Annotated in this window: 13 protein-coding genes; 4 read left to right on the top strand and 9 right to left on the bottom strand. The window is 73.2% G+C overall.

What is annotated here, in order from left to right:
* The first annotated feature begins 26 nt into the window (after nt 1-26).
* Nucleotides 27-2,051, top strand: a complete 2,025-nt coding sequence (locus ACZ303_RS12170; RefSeq protein ID WP_467337840.1) for a DUF5107 domain-containing protein — start codon at nt 27-29, stop codon at nt 2,049-2,051.
* A gap of 31 nt (nt 2,052-2,082) precedes the next feature.
* Here ACZ303_RS12170 and ACZ303_RS12165 read toward each other — a convergent pair whose 3' ends face one another.
* Nucleotides 2,083-2,799: a TetR/AcrR family transcriptional regulator C-terminal domain-containing protein gene (locus ACZ303_RS12165; RefSeq protein WP_467337838.1), complete on the bottom strand. Its 717-nt coding sequence runs from the start codon at nt 2,797-2,799 to the stop codon at nt 2,083-2,085.
* Nucleotides 2,800-2,908: 109 nt separating this feature from the next.
* Between ACZ303_RS12165 and ACZ303_RS12160 the strand changes: the two genes are divergently transcribed.
* Entirely contained in the window at nt 2,909-4,564 is a 1,656-nt protein-coding gene (locus ACZ303_RS12160) for a CocE/NonD family hydrolase (protein WP_467337836.1), read from the top strand.
* 44 nt (nt 4,565-4,608) lie between these two features.
* Here ACZ303_RS12160 and ACZ303_RS12155 read toward each other — a convergent pair whose 3' ends face one another.
* The 3 genes from ACZ303_RS12155 to ACZ303_RS12145 all read right to left on the bottom strand — a co-directional run bounded on the left by ACZ303_RS12155 (nt 4,609) and on the right by ACZ303_RS12145 (nt 6,950).
* Entirely contained in the window at nt 4,609-4,959 is a 351-nt protein-coding gene (locus ACZ303_RS12155) for a VOC family protein (protein ID WP_467337834.1), read from the bottom strand.
* Nucleotides 4,960-5,063: 104 nt separating this feature from the next.
* Nucleotides 5,064-6,545 carry a phosphatase PAP2 family protein gene (locus tag ACZ303_RS12150; protein ID WP_467337832.1) on the bottom strand — a complete coding sequence of 494 codons (1,482 nt, stop codon included), beginning with the start codon at nt 6,543-6,545 and terminating at the stop codon, nt 5,064-5,066.
* Nucleotides 6,546-6,587: 42 nt separating this feature from the next.
* Nucleotides 6,588-6,950, bottom strand: a complete 363-nt coding sequence (locus ACZ303_RS12145) for a CBS domain-containing protein (RefSeq protein WP_467337830.1) — start codon at nt 6,948-6,950, stop codon at nt 6,588-6,590.
* Between the two features lie 368 nt (nt 6,951-7,318).
* On the opposite strand from ACZ303_RS12145, the gene ACZ303_RS12140 reads away from it, so the two are divergent.
* Nucleotides 7,319-7,891, top strand: coding sequence for a TIGR03086 family metal-binding protein (locus ACZ303_RS12140; RefSeq protein ID WP_467337828.1), 573 nt, complete (start codon nt 7,319-7,321; stop codon nt 7,889-7,891).
* Between the two features lie 6 nt (nt 7,892-7,897).
* On the opposite strand, the gene ACZ303_RS12135 is transcribed toward ACZ303_RS12140, so the two are convergent.
* The 5 genes from ACZ303_RS12135 to ACZ303_RS12115 form a co-directional block, all read right to left on the bottom strand.
* The gene (locus ACZ303_RS12135) at nt 7,898-8,257 is read right to left on the bottom strand and encodes a DUF488 domain-containing protein (RefSeq protein ID WP_467337826.1); all 360 of its coding nucleotides are present in this window, start codon (nt 8,255-8,257) and stop codon (nt 7,898-7,900) included.
* 107 nt (nt 8,258-8,364) lie between these two features.
* The gene (locus tag ACZ303_RS12130) at nt 8,365-8,895 is read right to left on the bottom strand and encodes a type 1 glutamine amidotransferase domain-containing protein (protein ID WP_467337824.1); all 531 of its coding nucleotides are present in this window, start codon (nt 8,893-8,895) and stop codon (nt 8,365-8,367) included.
* Complete coding sequence (locus ACZ303_RS12125) at nt 8,892-9,515, bottom strand: diguanylate cyclase (RefSeq protein ID WP_467337822.1); 624 nt, start codon at nt 9,513-9,515, stop codon at nt 8,892-8,894. The genes ACZ303_RS12130 and ACZ303_RS12125 overlap by 4 nt, the downstream gene beginning before the upstream one ends.
* An 83-nt stretch (nt 9,516-9,598) precedes the next feature.
* The gene (locus ACZ303_RS12120; protein WP_467337820.1) at nt 9,599-11,434 is read right to left on the bottom strand and encodes a thiamine pyrophosphate-requiring protein; all 1,836 of its coding nucleotides are present in this window, start codon (nt 11,432-11,434) and stop codon (nt 9,599-9,601) included.
* Between the two features lie 53 nt (nt 11,435-11,487).
* Nucleotides 11,488-12,444: an LLM class F420-dependent oxidoreductase gene (locus ACZ303_RS12115; protein ID WP_467337818.1), complete on the bottom strand. Its 957-nt coding sequence runs from the start codon at nt 12,442-12,444 to the stop codon at nt 11,488-11,490.
* 243 nt (nt 12,445-12,687) lie between these two features.
* Here ACZ303_RS12115 and ACZ303_RS12110 point away from each other — a divergent pair, with 243 nt between their 5' ends.
* Complete coding sequence (locus ACZ303_RS12110) at nt 12,688-13,569, top strand: SigB/SigF/SigG family RNA polymerase sigma factor (protein WP_467337816.1); 882 nt, start codon at nt 12,688-12,690, stop codon at nt 13,567-13,569.
* Nucleotides 13,570-13,578 lie beyond the last annotated feature (9 nt).

Raw genomic sequence — 13,578 nt, 5'->3', positions numbered from 1 at the left:
TCCGGGGTCAGAGAGAACGAGGTGCCGTGCCTACGACCATCAGGCGAGCCGTGCTGTCCCTTCCCGCCGCCCCTCTGGGGCCCGAGAACCCCTTGCCCGCGCTGCTGCCACCCGTGAAGCCGCACGACCTCGACGCCGGGCAGCGCGCCACGCTCCCCGCCGACATGGCCCGGCAGGTCGGCTACGCACCGCTGCGCAGCGTGCTGCCCGTGTGCCGGCGCGACGACTACACCCGCAAGCGCTCCCTCACCGACATCGACGCGATCGTCATCGAGAACGACCGGCTGCGCGCCACGGTGCTGCCCGGCCTCGGCGGCCGGGTCCACTCGCTCGAACACAAGCCGGCCGGGCGGCAGCTCCTGCACCGCAACCCCGTCCTGCAACCGGCCGCGTTCGCGCTGAACGGCGCCTGGTTCTCCGGCGGCATCGAGTGGAACATCGGCGCCACCGGCCACGGCCCGCTGTCCGTCGCCCCGCTGCACGCCGCGCGCGTGGCGGCGCCCGGCGGTGGCGAGATGCTGCGGCTGTGGGAGTGGGAGCGGCTGCGCGACCTGCCGTTCCAGGTCGACCTCTGGTTGCCCGACGGCTCCGACTTCCTCTACGTGGGCGTTCGCGTCCGCAACCCCCACGGCCGGCCCGCGCCCGTCTACTGGTGGTCCAACATCGCCGTCCCCGAGGACGGTCGCAGCCGCGTCCTGGCCCCGGCGGAGGAGGCGTGGCGGTTCGGTTACGAGCGCAGCCTGCGCCGCGTGCCCGTGCCGCGGTGGGAGGACGCCGACCGCACGTACCCCCGGCGCAGCGAACACGCCGCCGACTTCTTCTACGACGTGCCGGACGGTGCGCGCCGCTGGATCACCTCGCTGGACGAGGAGGGCCGCGGCCTGGTGCAGACCTCGACCGATCTCCTGCGCGGCCGCAAACTCTTCGTCTGGGGCTCCGGGCGCGGCGGACAGCGCTGGCAGCAGTGGCTGACCGAGCCCGGCCACGAGGGGTACGCCGAGATCCAGGCGGGACTGGCCCGTACGCAATTGGAGCACGTGCCGTTGGAGGCGGGCGGGGAGTTCGCCTGGCTGGAGGCGTACGGGCCGATGGCCGCGGACCCGGCCGCCGTGCACGGCGAGGACTGGGCGGCGGCGCGCGGCGAGGTCGAGAGCCGGCTGGAGGCCGCGCTGCCGCGCGCGGCCGTCGAGGAGGCGTACGCGGCGTGGCGCCCGTACGCCGACGTCGACCCCGAGGAGAGCCTGGCGACGGGCTCGGGCTGGGGCGCGCTGGAGGTCGAACTCCGCGGCCATGAGCTGCCCGGCACGCCCTTCGACCCGGCGACGCTGGGGGAGGAGCAGCGGCCGTGGCTGGAATTGCTGCGCACCGGGTCGCTGCCATGGCCCCGCGAAGTGCTGCCGCCCGGGCCGACGCCGGTGTCGCCGCGCTGGCGTGAGCTGCTGGAGCTGACCGGCGATGTCCACACCGGCTATCACCTCGGTGTCGCCCAGTGGCACGCGGGCGACCGCTCACAGGCCGTGCGCAGCTGGGAGCGGATGGTCGACGCCACGGGCGGGGACGACTGGCCCTCGCTGCGCTGTCTGGCCGTCGCCGACCAGGAGGACGGGCACTCGGAGCGGGCCGCGGAGCGCTACGCCGAGGCGTTCCGGCTCGCGCGGGAGGAGCGGCGCGAGGGCTCGTCGTGGACGGCGGCGATGGCCGCGCTGGGGCGCGAGGCGGTGGAGGCGTTGCTCGCGGTGGGGCGGGCGGACGACGCTGCCGCCGTGCTGGACGGTCTGCGGCCGGGCATACAGGAGCGCGGACGGTTCCGGCTGCTGCGGGCCCGCGTCCTGCTCGCGCGCGGCGAGGTCGCCGAGGCGCGCGCGATCTTCGACCGGGGCTTCGAGGTGGCCGACCTGCGGGAGGGCGACGAGACGCTGTCCGACACGTGGTTCGCCATCGCGGAGCGGCTTGTGGCGGACGGGGGCCCTGTGACGGAGGACGTCCGGGCGCGGGCCCTGAGGGAGCATCCGCTGCCCCGGCGCTATGACTTCCGGATGGGGGCGGGGTAGGGAGCGGCCGTGACCGGTGACGCCGACGGGATCAGTCGGTGTCCAGCCCGTCGACCAGGCGGTCCAGGAACCGGGTGAACGTGGCGTCGGGATCCAGGGGACGTCCGGGCGCGGAGAGGACTTCCGCCAGCTCCGGGTGGTGGCCGTCGGCGGCGACGGCGGTGAGGTAGCGGGCCTCGGCCGCGGCCCGCTCCGGCGCGTCCGCGACCGCCGCCTGCGCGATCTCGTAGGCGACGTGGTTGGCGACGAAGCCGGTGAGCAGGCTGAAGACCTCCAGCTTCGCGGCACCGTCCAGCCGGGTGGGCCGCAGGGCGGCGAGGGCGCGTTCCAGGAAGGCCAGGGTGTGCGGGCCGAGGGACCGGCGGGCGGACAGGGCGGCGGGCAGCCAGGGGTGCCGGAGCATGAGGGCGCGCTGGAGGTGGCCGATGGCCTTCAGGTCGGTGCGCCAGTCGCCGGTGAGGGGCTCCGACGCCGGGAGTTCGCCACTGACGTGGTCGACCATCAGCTCCAGCAGGGTCTCCTTGTCGGGGGCGTAGCTGTAGAGCGACATGACGCCGGCCCCGACACGGGCGGCGACCGCCCGCATGGTGACCGCTTCCAGCCCCTCGGCGTCCGCCAGGGCGACGGCCGCGGCCGTGATCGCCTCGCGGCTGAAGGCGGGCTTGCGCCCTCTGCGCGGCTGCGCGGGGCCCAGCCAGAGCAGGTGGGGATCGACGCCCCCGGCGCCGGATCCGGCATCGCTGGTCACGATCTCCTGATTCCCTTCCTCGCTGCTGCGACGTGGCTGCTGCGACGTGCGGACACCATCCAAGCATCAGCTATTCTCGTACGCAGTACGAGAATAGCGAGGGGGAACGATGACACCGCACACCCACGACATCGCGCTGAAGCGCACCCGGACCGCACCCGCCCGGAAACCGCCGCTGTCCTCACGGATGATGCGGGCGACCTGGCGCGGCCTCCCGGCCAAAGCGCACGAAGCCGGCTGGGAGCCGGGGCTCGTGGTACCGGCCGCGGACGGCAGCCCTTTGATCACGGACCACTACTTCCCCTGTGCGGAGGGCGACTTCCCCACCCTCCTCGTGCGCTCGCCCTACGGCAGGGGCCTGCCGTGGTCGCCGATGTACGGCATGCTCTTCGCCGAACAGGGCTTCCATGTGGTCCTGCAGAGCTCCCGCGGCACCGGCGGATCCGGCGGGCGGCGCGAACTGTGGCGCGACGAGGCCGCCGACGGCCGGGCCACGGTGTCCTGGCTGCGGGAGCGGCCCTGGTTCAACGGAACCCTGGGCACGATCGGCCCCAGCTACCTCGGTTACACGCAGTGGGCGCTCGCCCTGGACCCGCCGCCGGAGCTGAAGGCCATGGTGGTCCAGGTCGGCCTGCACGATCCCCACGCCTTCTTCCACGGGGGAGGCGCGCCCCACCTGGAGAACGCCCTCGTCTCCGGCGTCGGCATGACCTACCAGCACCAGGGGACGATGCCCTTCCTGAAGGCGATGCTGCGCATCCGGCGCCGACTGCGCGAGATCACCGACGCGCGGGGCCTCCACGGCCCGTACGCCTCCGGCCTGGGCGACGAAGCGGCCTGGCTGAACGACGCGTTGACGCAGAAGGACGCCGACGACCCGTACTGGCACGGCACCTCCGCGGGGCACGCGGCGGAGCGGCTGAGCGTGCCCACCGCCCTGGTCACCGGGTGGTACGACGCGCTGGCCGACCAGACCTTCGAGCAGTACGGCCGGCTGCGCCGGGCGGGTTGCGAGACCGCCCTGCTCGTCGGTCCCTGGACGCACACCTCGGCGTTCCAGCAGGGCTGGCCCGAGGTGTTCGCCGAGAGCCTCGCCTGGCTGCGCGCGCACCTGTGCGACGACTCCTCCGGCCTGCGCCCCACCCCCGTACGCGTGCACGTCGGCGGCGAGGACACTTGGCGGGACCTCGACGCATGGCCGCCCACCCCTGCCGCGACCGCCTGGTTCCCCGCCGCGAACGGGGCCCTCGCCCAGCGGGCCCCCGAGGACTCAGCGCCGCTGGCGACCGTCCGCCACGACCCGGCCGACCCCACCCCTTCCGTGGGCGGGCCCCTGCTCTCCCGCGGCGCCGGCCCCCGGGACAACGGCGCCCTGGAAGCGCGGGAGGACGTCCTGACGTTCACCGGCCCGCCGCTGACCGAGCCGCTCGACGTCCTCGGCCCGGTCTCCGCGCGCCTGCGGATCTCCACGGACACCGGCCACGCCGACGTCTTCGCCCGCCTGTGCGACGTGGACGCGCGAGGCCGTTCCACCAACCTCTGCGACGGGCTGACCCGGCCGCCGACCACCGGGCGGAGCCCCTCGGAGGTCACCGTGCCGATGGGCTCCACCGCCCACCGCTTCGCCGCCGGTCACCGCATCCGCCTCCAGATCAGCGGAGGCGCCCACCCGCGCTACGCCCCCCACCCCGGCACCGGGGACCCGGCCGGCAAGCCCGTACACATCACGCTGCACGCGGGTTCGGTACTGACCCTGCCCGCGTGACCCGGCCGGACGGGCTCATGCGAGCCCGTCCGGCGCGGGCGCGCCTACCCCTCCTTGCGGTCCACGTATTCGAAGACCGAGCCGTCCGGATGGCGGGCCACCAGATTGCGACCGATCGGGGTGGGCAGGGGGCCCGCGATGATCTGGGCGCCCACGGAGCGGAGGTCGTCCAGGGCTTCGTCGACATCCGTGACGGCGATGGTCGCCGTGATCTTCCGCAGGATCGACAGCTCCCTCTCCGGTCCGCTCATCAGAAAGAAGCAGCCGACCGCCGCGACCTCGACGCCGCCGCGCCGGAACCGCAGCGCTTCGGCGCCGGTCAGACGCTCGTAGACATCGATCGCCGCCGGCAGATCGTCGACGCACACCCGTAGCGAAGTCCCCAGAATGTTCATGGGAACCAGGCTAGTTGGCGGTGACGTCCGGCCCGGCCGAGGACAGTGATTGGCTCGAAAGGGTGAGGCGTCGAACGTGTCGTCCCAAGGGTTGCCGCGCGAGGTCAGTCGCCCGGCAGGCGGTAGACCACCAGCGCCTCGTTCTCCTTCCGCAAGGTCAACTCCGTCGGCGCCGATGCGATCTCACCGTCGTACGCCAGGTGCGTGCCGGGCCCGATGCCACCGACCCGCAGCTGCCGCACCCGCGAGGTCCGCAGGACGGGGGAGTGCTTGAGGCCGCCCGTCAGGGCCGCCACGAGCAGCCGCGTACGGGCGAGCCGGCCGCCGGAGACCATACGGACGTCCAGCACGCCGTCCGCGAGGTCGTGCCGCCGCACCGGGGCCAGGCCAAGGCCGCGGTACGTGCAGTTGCCCGCGAAGAGCATCCACAGCTTCCGCGGTCTGCCGTTGACCCGGATCCGCTCCGGCCGCGCGGTACGCAGCACGTGCACCGCCGCCAGCACCCCGGCCGGCCAGGCCCCGATCCGCGGCGCCCACCGCTCGCGCACCCGCACCAGCTCCGGATACGCGCCGATGCTGAAGGTGTTGAGGAACCAGCGCCCCTCACCGTCACCGAACCGCACCATGTCCACCGCCACGGCCTCCCCGCTCTCCACCGCGCGGGCGGCGTCGGCGACGGACTCGATGCCCAGGTCGTACGCGAAGTGGTTGAACGTGCCGCCCGGCAGGACCGCCAGCGGCAGCCCGTACCGGTGGGCCATGGTCGCCGCCGCGTTCACCGTCCCGTCCCCGCCGAACACGCCCAGCGCGCCGCGCAGTTCGCGCGCCCTGGTGGCAGCCGTCTCCAGCGCCTTCTCCAGCGGCTCACCACCGCCGTCGTCCCCCAGCACACAGGCCACGACCTCGGCGCGCGGCAGCGCCGCGCGCACCTCCTGCGCCGGATCCGACCGCAGCGCCGTGCGCTGCCCGGAACCGGCGTTCGCCACCACGACCAGGCCCTTGCCGCTCGGGAGCGCCGGCGCGTCCGCCTTGGGCCGCGCGGGCGGCGCCATCTGCGCGCGCGTGGGGACCAGGCCGCGTACGGCGAAGGCCGCGCCCGCGCCCAGCGCCGCGCCCGCGAGGACATCGCCCGGATAGTGCACTCCCGTATAGACGCGCGAGAAGCACACCGACAGGGCGAGCGGCGCGAGGGCCAGGCCCCAGGCCCGGTTCTCCAGGGCGACGCCCGTCGCGAAGGCGACGGCCGAGGCCGAGTGGCCGGAGGGGAACGACGTCGTGATCGGCTGCCGGGACAACTGTCTGACGAGCGGCACGTGCTCCAACAGAGGGCGGACGCGCCGCACCGACCGCTTGCCGATCGTGTTCACCGTCAGGGACGCCACGGCCAGCGACGCCGCCCCGCGCAGCGCGGCGCGCCGGGCCGGCCGGCCGCCCACCACCGCGGCGCCCGCCGCCATGCCGAACCACAGCAGCCCGTGGTCCGCGCTGCGCGACAGCCGCGGCAGCACACGGTCGCCGCCCGGCCAGTGCCGTGCCGCGACGGTCAGGAACAACGCCTGGTCCAAGGAGCCCAATACCTTACGCATGGGCCACGTGTACCCTCTCCGGCCCGCACGACGCGGGTGCGCTCAGGCCAGGTCCACGGCGCTGATCATGCCCATCGGCCGGCCGTCCGCCACGACCGGCAGCCGCCGGACCGCGTACTTCCGCATCAGCCCGGCGGCCGTGGACACCTTGTCGTCGGGGCCCACGGTCACCGGTTCGGACGTGCACACCGACTGGCAGCTGACGGTCAGCGGGTCCACGCCGTCCGCGACGGCGCGCAGGGCGATGTCCCGGTCGGTGAGCACCCCGAGCAGCCGCCCTCCCTCGGCGACGAGGACGTCGCCGACGCCCTGGGAGCGCATCAGCTGCGCGGCCTCGACGAGCGAGGCGTCCGGATGCACGGACACGATCGCCGGAGTCATCACGTCCCTCACGAGCTGTGCCATGTCTGACCGCCTTCCTTCGTCGGGTCCTGCCCGCAGTACCCGGCGTCCGCACGCCTATGCCGGTGGCCTGCGGCCGGTTTGCCGGATCCGGCCCGGCCTGTTCGCCTGCCGCTGCCTCGCCCGAATGGGCTACACCTCCCGCCCGGCGCCCCGAGCCCGCCCCCGGCGACGCCCCGGCCAGCCTCTGGGAGCCCGCCGACGGCCCGGCCGCCCCCGACTCCGGCGCCCCTGGGGCCTTCGACGGCGAGGCCACCGGCCGCGGCCCCAGCTCCGGCTCACCCGGCACCGCGCCCCGCTCGCCGCCGGAGCCGCCGCTGCCGTCGCGGCGGCGGTCGCCGCCGCACGGCTGCGCGCCGACAATGGGCGCCATGAGCTCTGAAACCCTGCTCACCCGGCACCGCGAGGCCCTCGCCCTGTTCACCGACCGGGTGCACGCCGTCCGCCCGGACCAGTGGGACGCCCCCACGCCCTGCACCGAATGGTCCGTACGCGACCTCGTCAACCACCTCGCCGTCGAGCAGATGTGGGTGCCGCCGCTGCTGGAGGGCGCGGAGATGGAGGACCTGGGTGACTCCCTGGAGGGCGACCTGCTCGGCGACGATCCGGTCGCGGTGTGGGACGACGCCGAGGCCGCGGCCCGCGCCGCGTTCGCCGCGCCCGATGCCCTCAAGCGCGAGGTGTCCCTGTCCATGGGCGCCACCCGCGCCGACGCCTACTGCTCCCAGATGACGGCCGACGCGGTCGTCCACGCGTGGGACCTCTCGCGCGCGATCGGCGCGGACGAGCGCCTGCCCCGGGCGCTCGTGGAGTTCACGCGCGAGGAGGTCGAGCCGTACGCGGGCTCCCTGTCGGGAACGGGTCTGTTCGCGAAGGCGGTGCGGGTCCCCGCCGACGCGGACACCCAGACGAAGTTGCTGGCCGAACTGGGCCGGCGCGCCTGAAGTCCCTCACAGGTGACGCAGCAGCACCGAAGTGTGGCTGTGATCGGGGTCCTTGGCGGCGGTGAGCAGCGTGAGCGGACCCTGTTGGGAGAGGTCGCGCAGGTGCGCGAGGGCCTGGGCGGCCTCGGGGGCGGTGAGCTCGGCCTCGTACCGCCGGCAGAACTCCTCGTACACGCCGTCCGGACCGTGGAACCAGTGGCGCAGCTCGGTCGAGGGGGTCAGGGTTTTGAGCCACTCGTCGATGTGCGCGTCGGCCTTGGACACGCCGCGGGGCCACAGCCGGTCGACGAGGACGCGCCGGCCGTCGTCGGCTTCGGGCGGTTCGTAGATCCGGCGGACCTGGACGCGGCGGTGGGCTCGGCTCATGGCGTGAGACCTCCGGTGAGCTGGTCGTAGGCGGACGGACGTGCTTGAGTCGGGGCAGGGTGATCGTCCGCCCCGACGGCGGCCCCCGGAGGACAGCGCCACGCCCCCTACCGGAACTCCGCCACGAACGCGTCGCAGAACGCCTTCAGATCGTCCGGCTTGCGGCTCGTGATCAGCGTCGCCGGGCCACCTGTGCAGACCTTCACCTGCTCGTCCACCCAAGTGCCGCCCGCGTTGCGGATGTCCGTGCGCAGGCTCGGCCACGAGGTGAGGGTGCGGCCGCGCACCACATCCGCCTCGACCAGCGTCCACGGCGCGTGACAGATCGCCGCGACCGGCTTGCCCGCGTCGAAGAAGCCCTTGACGAAGGCCACCGCCCGCTCGTCCATGCGCAGGGCGTCGGGGTTGGCGACACCTCCGGGCAACACCAGCGCGTCGTACTCCGACACCCCTGTGTCGCCCACGACCTTGTCGACGGGGAAGGTGTCGCCCTTGTCGAGGTGGTGGAACGCCTGGATCTTGCCGGAGTCGGTCGACACCAGGGTGGGGGTGCCGCCCGCGTCCTTCACCGCCTGCCAGGGCTCGGTCAGTTCCACCTGCTCGACGCCCTCGGGCGCCACGAGAAATGCCACCTTCATGATGCGGTCCTTTCACGGTATTCCGGCTGGTCATGGCTGTGCTTCCGGCGCCGCTGACGGCCGCCGCGCAGGCAGCGCAGCAGCTCCTCCCCGTACGGCAGGGCCACGAACCCGCCCACGGCGAGCGCGATCCCCGCCAGATACGCGCGCGGCAGCGGCTTGCGCCGGAGGACCAGACGCCAGGCGTCGGGGTCGCCCCGGCCGCCGCGCAGCAGTGAGCGGACCTGCTCGTGGTGCAGGCACATCAGCGAGGCCATGCCCGCGAAGGGCAGGGACTCCAGGAAGCTGTGGATGTGCTGCTCGATGGGCTTGACCTCCCGGTCGCTGTGCACGGCCGTACGGACGTCCCACAGCGCCGTCGCCTCGTGGGCGCCCGCCGCACCGAGCTGCACGGTGAGCAGCAGCGGGTTGACCTCGCAGAGGAGCGTGAGAGCGATCGGCAGCCCGACCTCGGCCATCATCAGCGAGTGGATGAGGGACTCCTTGGTGCCGGACGTCTCCTCGATGCGGGTGCGCCGGTGCATCACCCAGTCGGCGACCCCCGGCACGAACCAGGACGGCAGCAGCCCGTACATCAGATACCGGCTGGTGGCGTCCTGGACATCGCTTGCCTTGCTCATGCGGTGACTCCTCGCGACAGCGGTCAGAGGGAAGAAAGGGGCCCGGAGGGCCCGGTGGGCGCACGGTGCGCCCGGGCGTGTGGTCATCCCTGGTCCTCCTGGTCCTCCCGGTCCGAGGAGCCCTGCTGTCGCTTCGGCCCACCGGGCAGGAAGTCCTGCACCTTCGCCTTTATGCCCTGCCGCAGCACGGCCCCGCGGTCCGCGTCGCCCTTGAGGATCGAGGACACCGCGGCCTCGACCTGCTCCCAGTCGGCGTGCGGCGGGATCGGCGGCACCGCGGGGTCGGTCACGAACTCCACGACCGCCGGCCCCTCCGCGGCGAGCGCCTGCCGCCAGGCGCCCTCGACGTGCTCCGGCTTCTCCACCCGGATGCCGGTCAGCCCGATCTGCCGCGCGAACGCCGCGTAGGACACGTCCGGCAGCTCCTGCGAGGGCAGGAACTGCGGCGAGCCGCTCATCGCCCGCATCTCCCACGTCACCTGGTTCAGATCGTGGTTGTTCCACACCCCGAAGACCAGCCGCGGATCGTCCCACTGCGAGCGGTACTTCGCGGCCGTGATCAGCTCGGCCATGCCGTTCATCTGCATCGCGCCGTCCCCGACCAGCGCCACCACCGGCCGGTTGGGGTGCGCGAACTTCGCCCCGATCGCGTACGGCACGCCGCAGCCCATCGTGGCGAGCGTCCCCGACAGCGAGCCGCGCATCGTGCCGCGCATCGTGATGTGCCGCGCGTACCAGTTGGCGACCGAACCGGAGTCCGACGTCAGGATCGTGTTGTCCGGCAGCAGCGGCGACAGCGCCCGCGCCACATGCTCGGGGTTGATCGGATCGGCGCTCACCGCGGCCCGCCGCGCCATCACCTCGTCCCAGCGCTCGACGGCCGCGCACACCCCGTCCTGCCAGCCCCGCTCGTCCTTGCGGCGCAGCAGCGGCAGCAGCCGCCGGAGCGTGGCGCGCGCGTCGCCGATCAGGTTCACCTCGTACGGGTAACGCAGCCCCACCATGCGCGGATCGATGTCGATCTGCACCGCCCGCGCCTGCCCGAACTCCGGCAGGAACTGCGAATAGGGGAAGTTCGAACCGATCGTCAGCAGCGTGTCGCAGTCGCGCATCAGCTCGTACGAGGGGCGGGTGCCCAGCAGCCCGATCGAGCCCGTGACGTACGGCAGCTCATCGCTCAGCGCGTCCTTGCCCAGCAGCGCCTTCGCCACCCCGGCGGCCAGCACGTCCGCGACCTCCTCGGTCTCGGCCCGCGCCCCGGCCGCGCCCTGCCCCACCAGGATCGCCACCCTCTCACCGGCGTTGAGCACCTCCGCCGCCCGGTGCAGCGACTCGTCCGAGGGCACCGCCTGCCAGCCGCTGCGGTCCAGGCTGGAGGGCACCATCTTGAAGGCGTGCCCGGGCGGGGCGTAGTCCAGGTCCTGTACGTCGCCGGGGATGATCACGGCGGTGGGGGCGCGGCGCGCGTACGCGGTGCGGATGGCGCGGTCGAGGACGTTGGGCAGCTGCTCGGGGACGTTGACCGTCTCCAGATAGTCGGAGGCGACGTCCTTGAACAGCGTGTGCAGGTCGACCTCCTGCTGGTACGCGCCGCCCATCGCCGAGCGGTGGGTCTGGCCGACGATGGCCACCACCGGCACATGGTCGAGCTTCGCGTCGTACAGGCCGTTGAGCAGGTGGATCGCGCCCGGCCCCGAAGTGGCCGCGCACACCCCGAGCCGGCCGCTGAACTTGGCGTAGCCCACCGCCTCGAACGCGGACATCTCCTCGTGCCGCGACTGGATGAACCGGGGCTGGTTGCCCGCCCGCTCCCACGCGGCCAGCAGTCCGTTGATCCCGTCACCGGGGTAGCCGAAGACCTGCTCGACGTCCCACGCGCGGAGCCTCTCCAGAATGAAGTCGGACACCTTCTGACTCATATGTGTGTTCTCACCCGTCTCGCGTACGTTCCTGCGTGGTCCGGTGGGAGGGCTCAGGCGGTCAGTCGCGGCAGCACCTTGGTGCGGTAGAAGTCGAAGAAGCCGCGCTGCTCCGGCCCGATCTGGGACACGTGCACCCGGTCGAAGCCCGCGTCCGCGTACGCCCTCAGGGTCGCGACGTGCTCCTCCACGTCGTCCCCGCAGGTGACCTTCGCCGCCACCCGCTCGCGCGGCACCAGCTCGACGGCCTGCTCGAAATGGGCGGGTGTGGGCAGCACCTGCGGCAGCTCACCGGGCAGGTGCTCCACCGCCCACAGCCGGTGCGCGGTCTCCTCCGCGGCCTCCCGGTCCGGGCCCCAGCACACCTTCACCCCGCCCACCACGGGCTTCTGGCCGCCGCCGCTGCGCCGGAACCGCTCCACCGCGTCCGCGTCGGGCTCCATCGTCAGCAGCCCGTCACCGATCCGCCCCGCGACCTCGGTCGCCGCCTCCCCGAACGCCGACACGTCGATCGGCACGGGCTCGTCCGGCACCGTGTACAGGCGGGCGTTCTCCACCGTGTAGTGCTTGCCGTGATGGCTGACCTGACCACCCTCGAAGAGCAGCCGCATCACCTGAACGGCCTCCTCCAGCATCTCCAGCCGCACCGACGCCTGCGGCCACGCGCCACCCAGGATGTGCTCGTTCAGCGCCTCGCCGCTGCCCACCCCGAGCCGGAACCGGCCGTCCAGGAGCACCGCGCTGGTCGCCGCGGCGTGCGCCGTGACCACCGGGTTCATCCGGATCGTCGGACACGTCACCGCCGTCTGCACCGGCAGTGAGGTGGCCTCCGAGAGCGCCCCGATCACCGACCAGACGAACGGGCTCTGCCCCTGCTCGCCCGTCCACGGATGGAAGTGGTCGGAGATCCACAGAGAGGTGAAGCCCGCCTGTTCCGCCATTCGGGCCTGTTCGACGAGGGCAGAAGGGGAGTGCTCCTCGCAGGACAGGAAATAGCCGTACTCGGTCATCAGCGGTGCTTCCTCCTCGCCGCGGCACAGTGCGCGGCGTGACGGGTAACCGATCACCACGCATCGAAACCCCCCGCCCCGTTCGGCGCAGAGCCTGGTTTACCGCCCGGGACCCCGGGCACGCGCCCCATGTGCTTCGGACCGGAGGCACGCCCGCGGGAGCAGATCCATTGCTCCGGGCGCGCCTTGTCCGGACGCGTCATGCCCCCGCGGTCACCGTCCACCGCTGAGGGAGACCGGCACATGAACCCCACGACGACCGTCACGAGCGCCGGCACGTCCACCACCACGACCGTCCCCGCCTCCGTCGGCGCCGTCCCGGCCCGGAGGACGGCCCCCCGGGCGGCGCGCCGCCGGCACACCCACCACGACGCCCCCGACACCCGGGCCGACTTCGCCCGCCTCGCCACCCTGCCGGACGGCCCCGCCAAGGACGCCCTGCGCCAAAAGGTCGTACGCGCCTGGATGCCGATGGCCGAGCGGCTCGCCCGCCAGTTCCGCAACCGGGGCGAGACCGTGGAGGACCTCAACCAGGTGGCCCTGCTCGGCCTCGTCAAGGCTGTCCACCGCTACGACCCCACCCGCGGCACCGCCTTCGAGAGCTTCGCGGTGCCCACCGTCGTCGGTGAGATCAAGCGCCACTTCCGCGACCACATGTGGGACGTGCACGTACCGCGCCGCGTCCAGGAGCTCCGCAACCGGGTACGCGCCGCCGGCCAAGAACTGACCCACTCCACGGACGGCCGGGGCCCGCGCGTGGACGAGCTCGTCGCCCACACCGGCCTGACCGAGGACGAGGTACGGGCCGGCCTGGAGGCCCTCGGCAGCTTCAACACGCTCTCCCTGGACCTGGAACTGCCCGGCGCCGACGACGGCTACGCGCTCCGCGACACGCTGGGCACCGCCGAGGCGGGCTACGACCTCGTCGTGGACCGCGAGTCCCTGAAGCCCAAGCTGCGCGCCCTGCCCGAGCGCGAACGAGAGATCCTCTACCTGCGGTTCTTCTGCGACATGACCCAGAGCCACATCGCCGACCGGCTCGGCATCTCCCAGATGCACGTCTCGCGCCTGATCAGCCGCACCTGCGACCGCCTCTGCCAGCAGGTCTGCGGCCGAGCGGCATGAGAGGCGGCC

This window comes from Streptomyces sp. NPDC023527 (genome assembly GCF_055560115.1).
Note: the sequence above shows the minus strand (reverse complement) of the source record. Positions and strands in the feature narration are given on the sequence as shown.

Excerpts from the sequence above, each read along its gene's own strand:
- ACZ303_RS12160 (WP_467337836.1), top strand. The coding sequence starts at position 2,909 with ATGACACCGCACACCCACGACATCGCGCTGAAGCGCACCCGGACCGCA.
- ACZ303_RS12155 (WP_467337834.1), bottom strand. The coding sequence starts at position 4,959 with ATGAACATTCTGGGGACTTCGCTACGGGTGTGCGTCGACGATCTGCCG.
- ACZ303_RS12150 (WP_467337832.1), bottom strand. The coding sequence starts at position 6,545 with ATGCGTAAGGTATTGGGCTCCTTGGACCAGGCGTTGTTCCTGACCGTC.
- ACZ303_RS12145 (WP_467337830.1), bottom strand. The coding sequence starts at position 6,950 with ATGGCACAGCTCGTGAGGGACGTGATGACTCCGGCGATCGTGTCCGTG.
- ACZ303_RS12140 (WP_467337828.1), top strand. The coding sequence starts at position 7,319 with ATGAGCTCTGAAACCCTGCTCACCCGGCACCGCGAGGCCCTCGCCCTG.
- ACZ303_RS12135 (WP_467337826.1), bottom strand. The coding sequence starts at position 8,257 with ATGAGCCGAGCCCACCGCCGCGTCCAGGTCCGCCGGATCTACGAACCG.
- ACZ303_RS12130 (WP_467337824.1), bottom strand. The coding sequence starts at position 8,895 with ATGAAGGTGGCATTTCTCGTGGCGCCCGAGGGCGTCGAGCAGGTGGAA.
- ACZ303_RS12125 (WP_467337822.1), bottom strand. The coding sequence starts at position 9,515 with ATGAGCAAGGCAAGCGATGTCCAGGACGCCACCAGCCGGTATCTGATG.
- ACZ303_RS12120 (WP_467337820.1), bottom strand. The coding sequence starts at position 11,434 with ATGAGTCAGAAGGTGTCCGACTTCATTCTGGAGAGGCTCCGCGCGTGG.
- ACZ303_RS12115 (WP_467337818.1), bottom strand. The coding sequence starts at position 12,444 with ATGACCGAGTACGGCTATTTCCTGTCCTGCGAGGAGCACTCCCCTTCT.
- ACZ303_RS12110 (WP_467337816.1), top strand. The coding sequence starts at position 12,688 with ATGAACCCCACGACGACCGTCACGAGCGCCGGCACGTCCACCACCACG.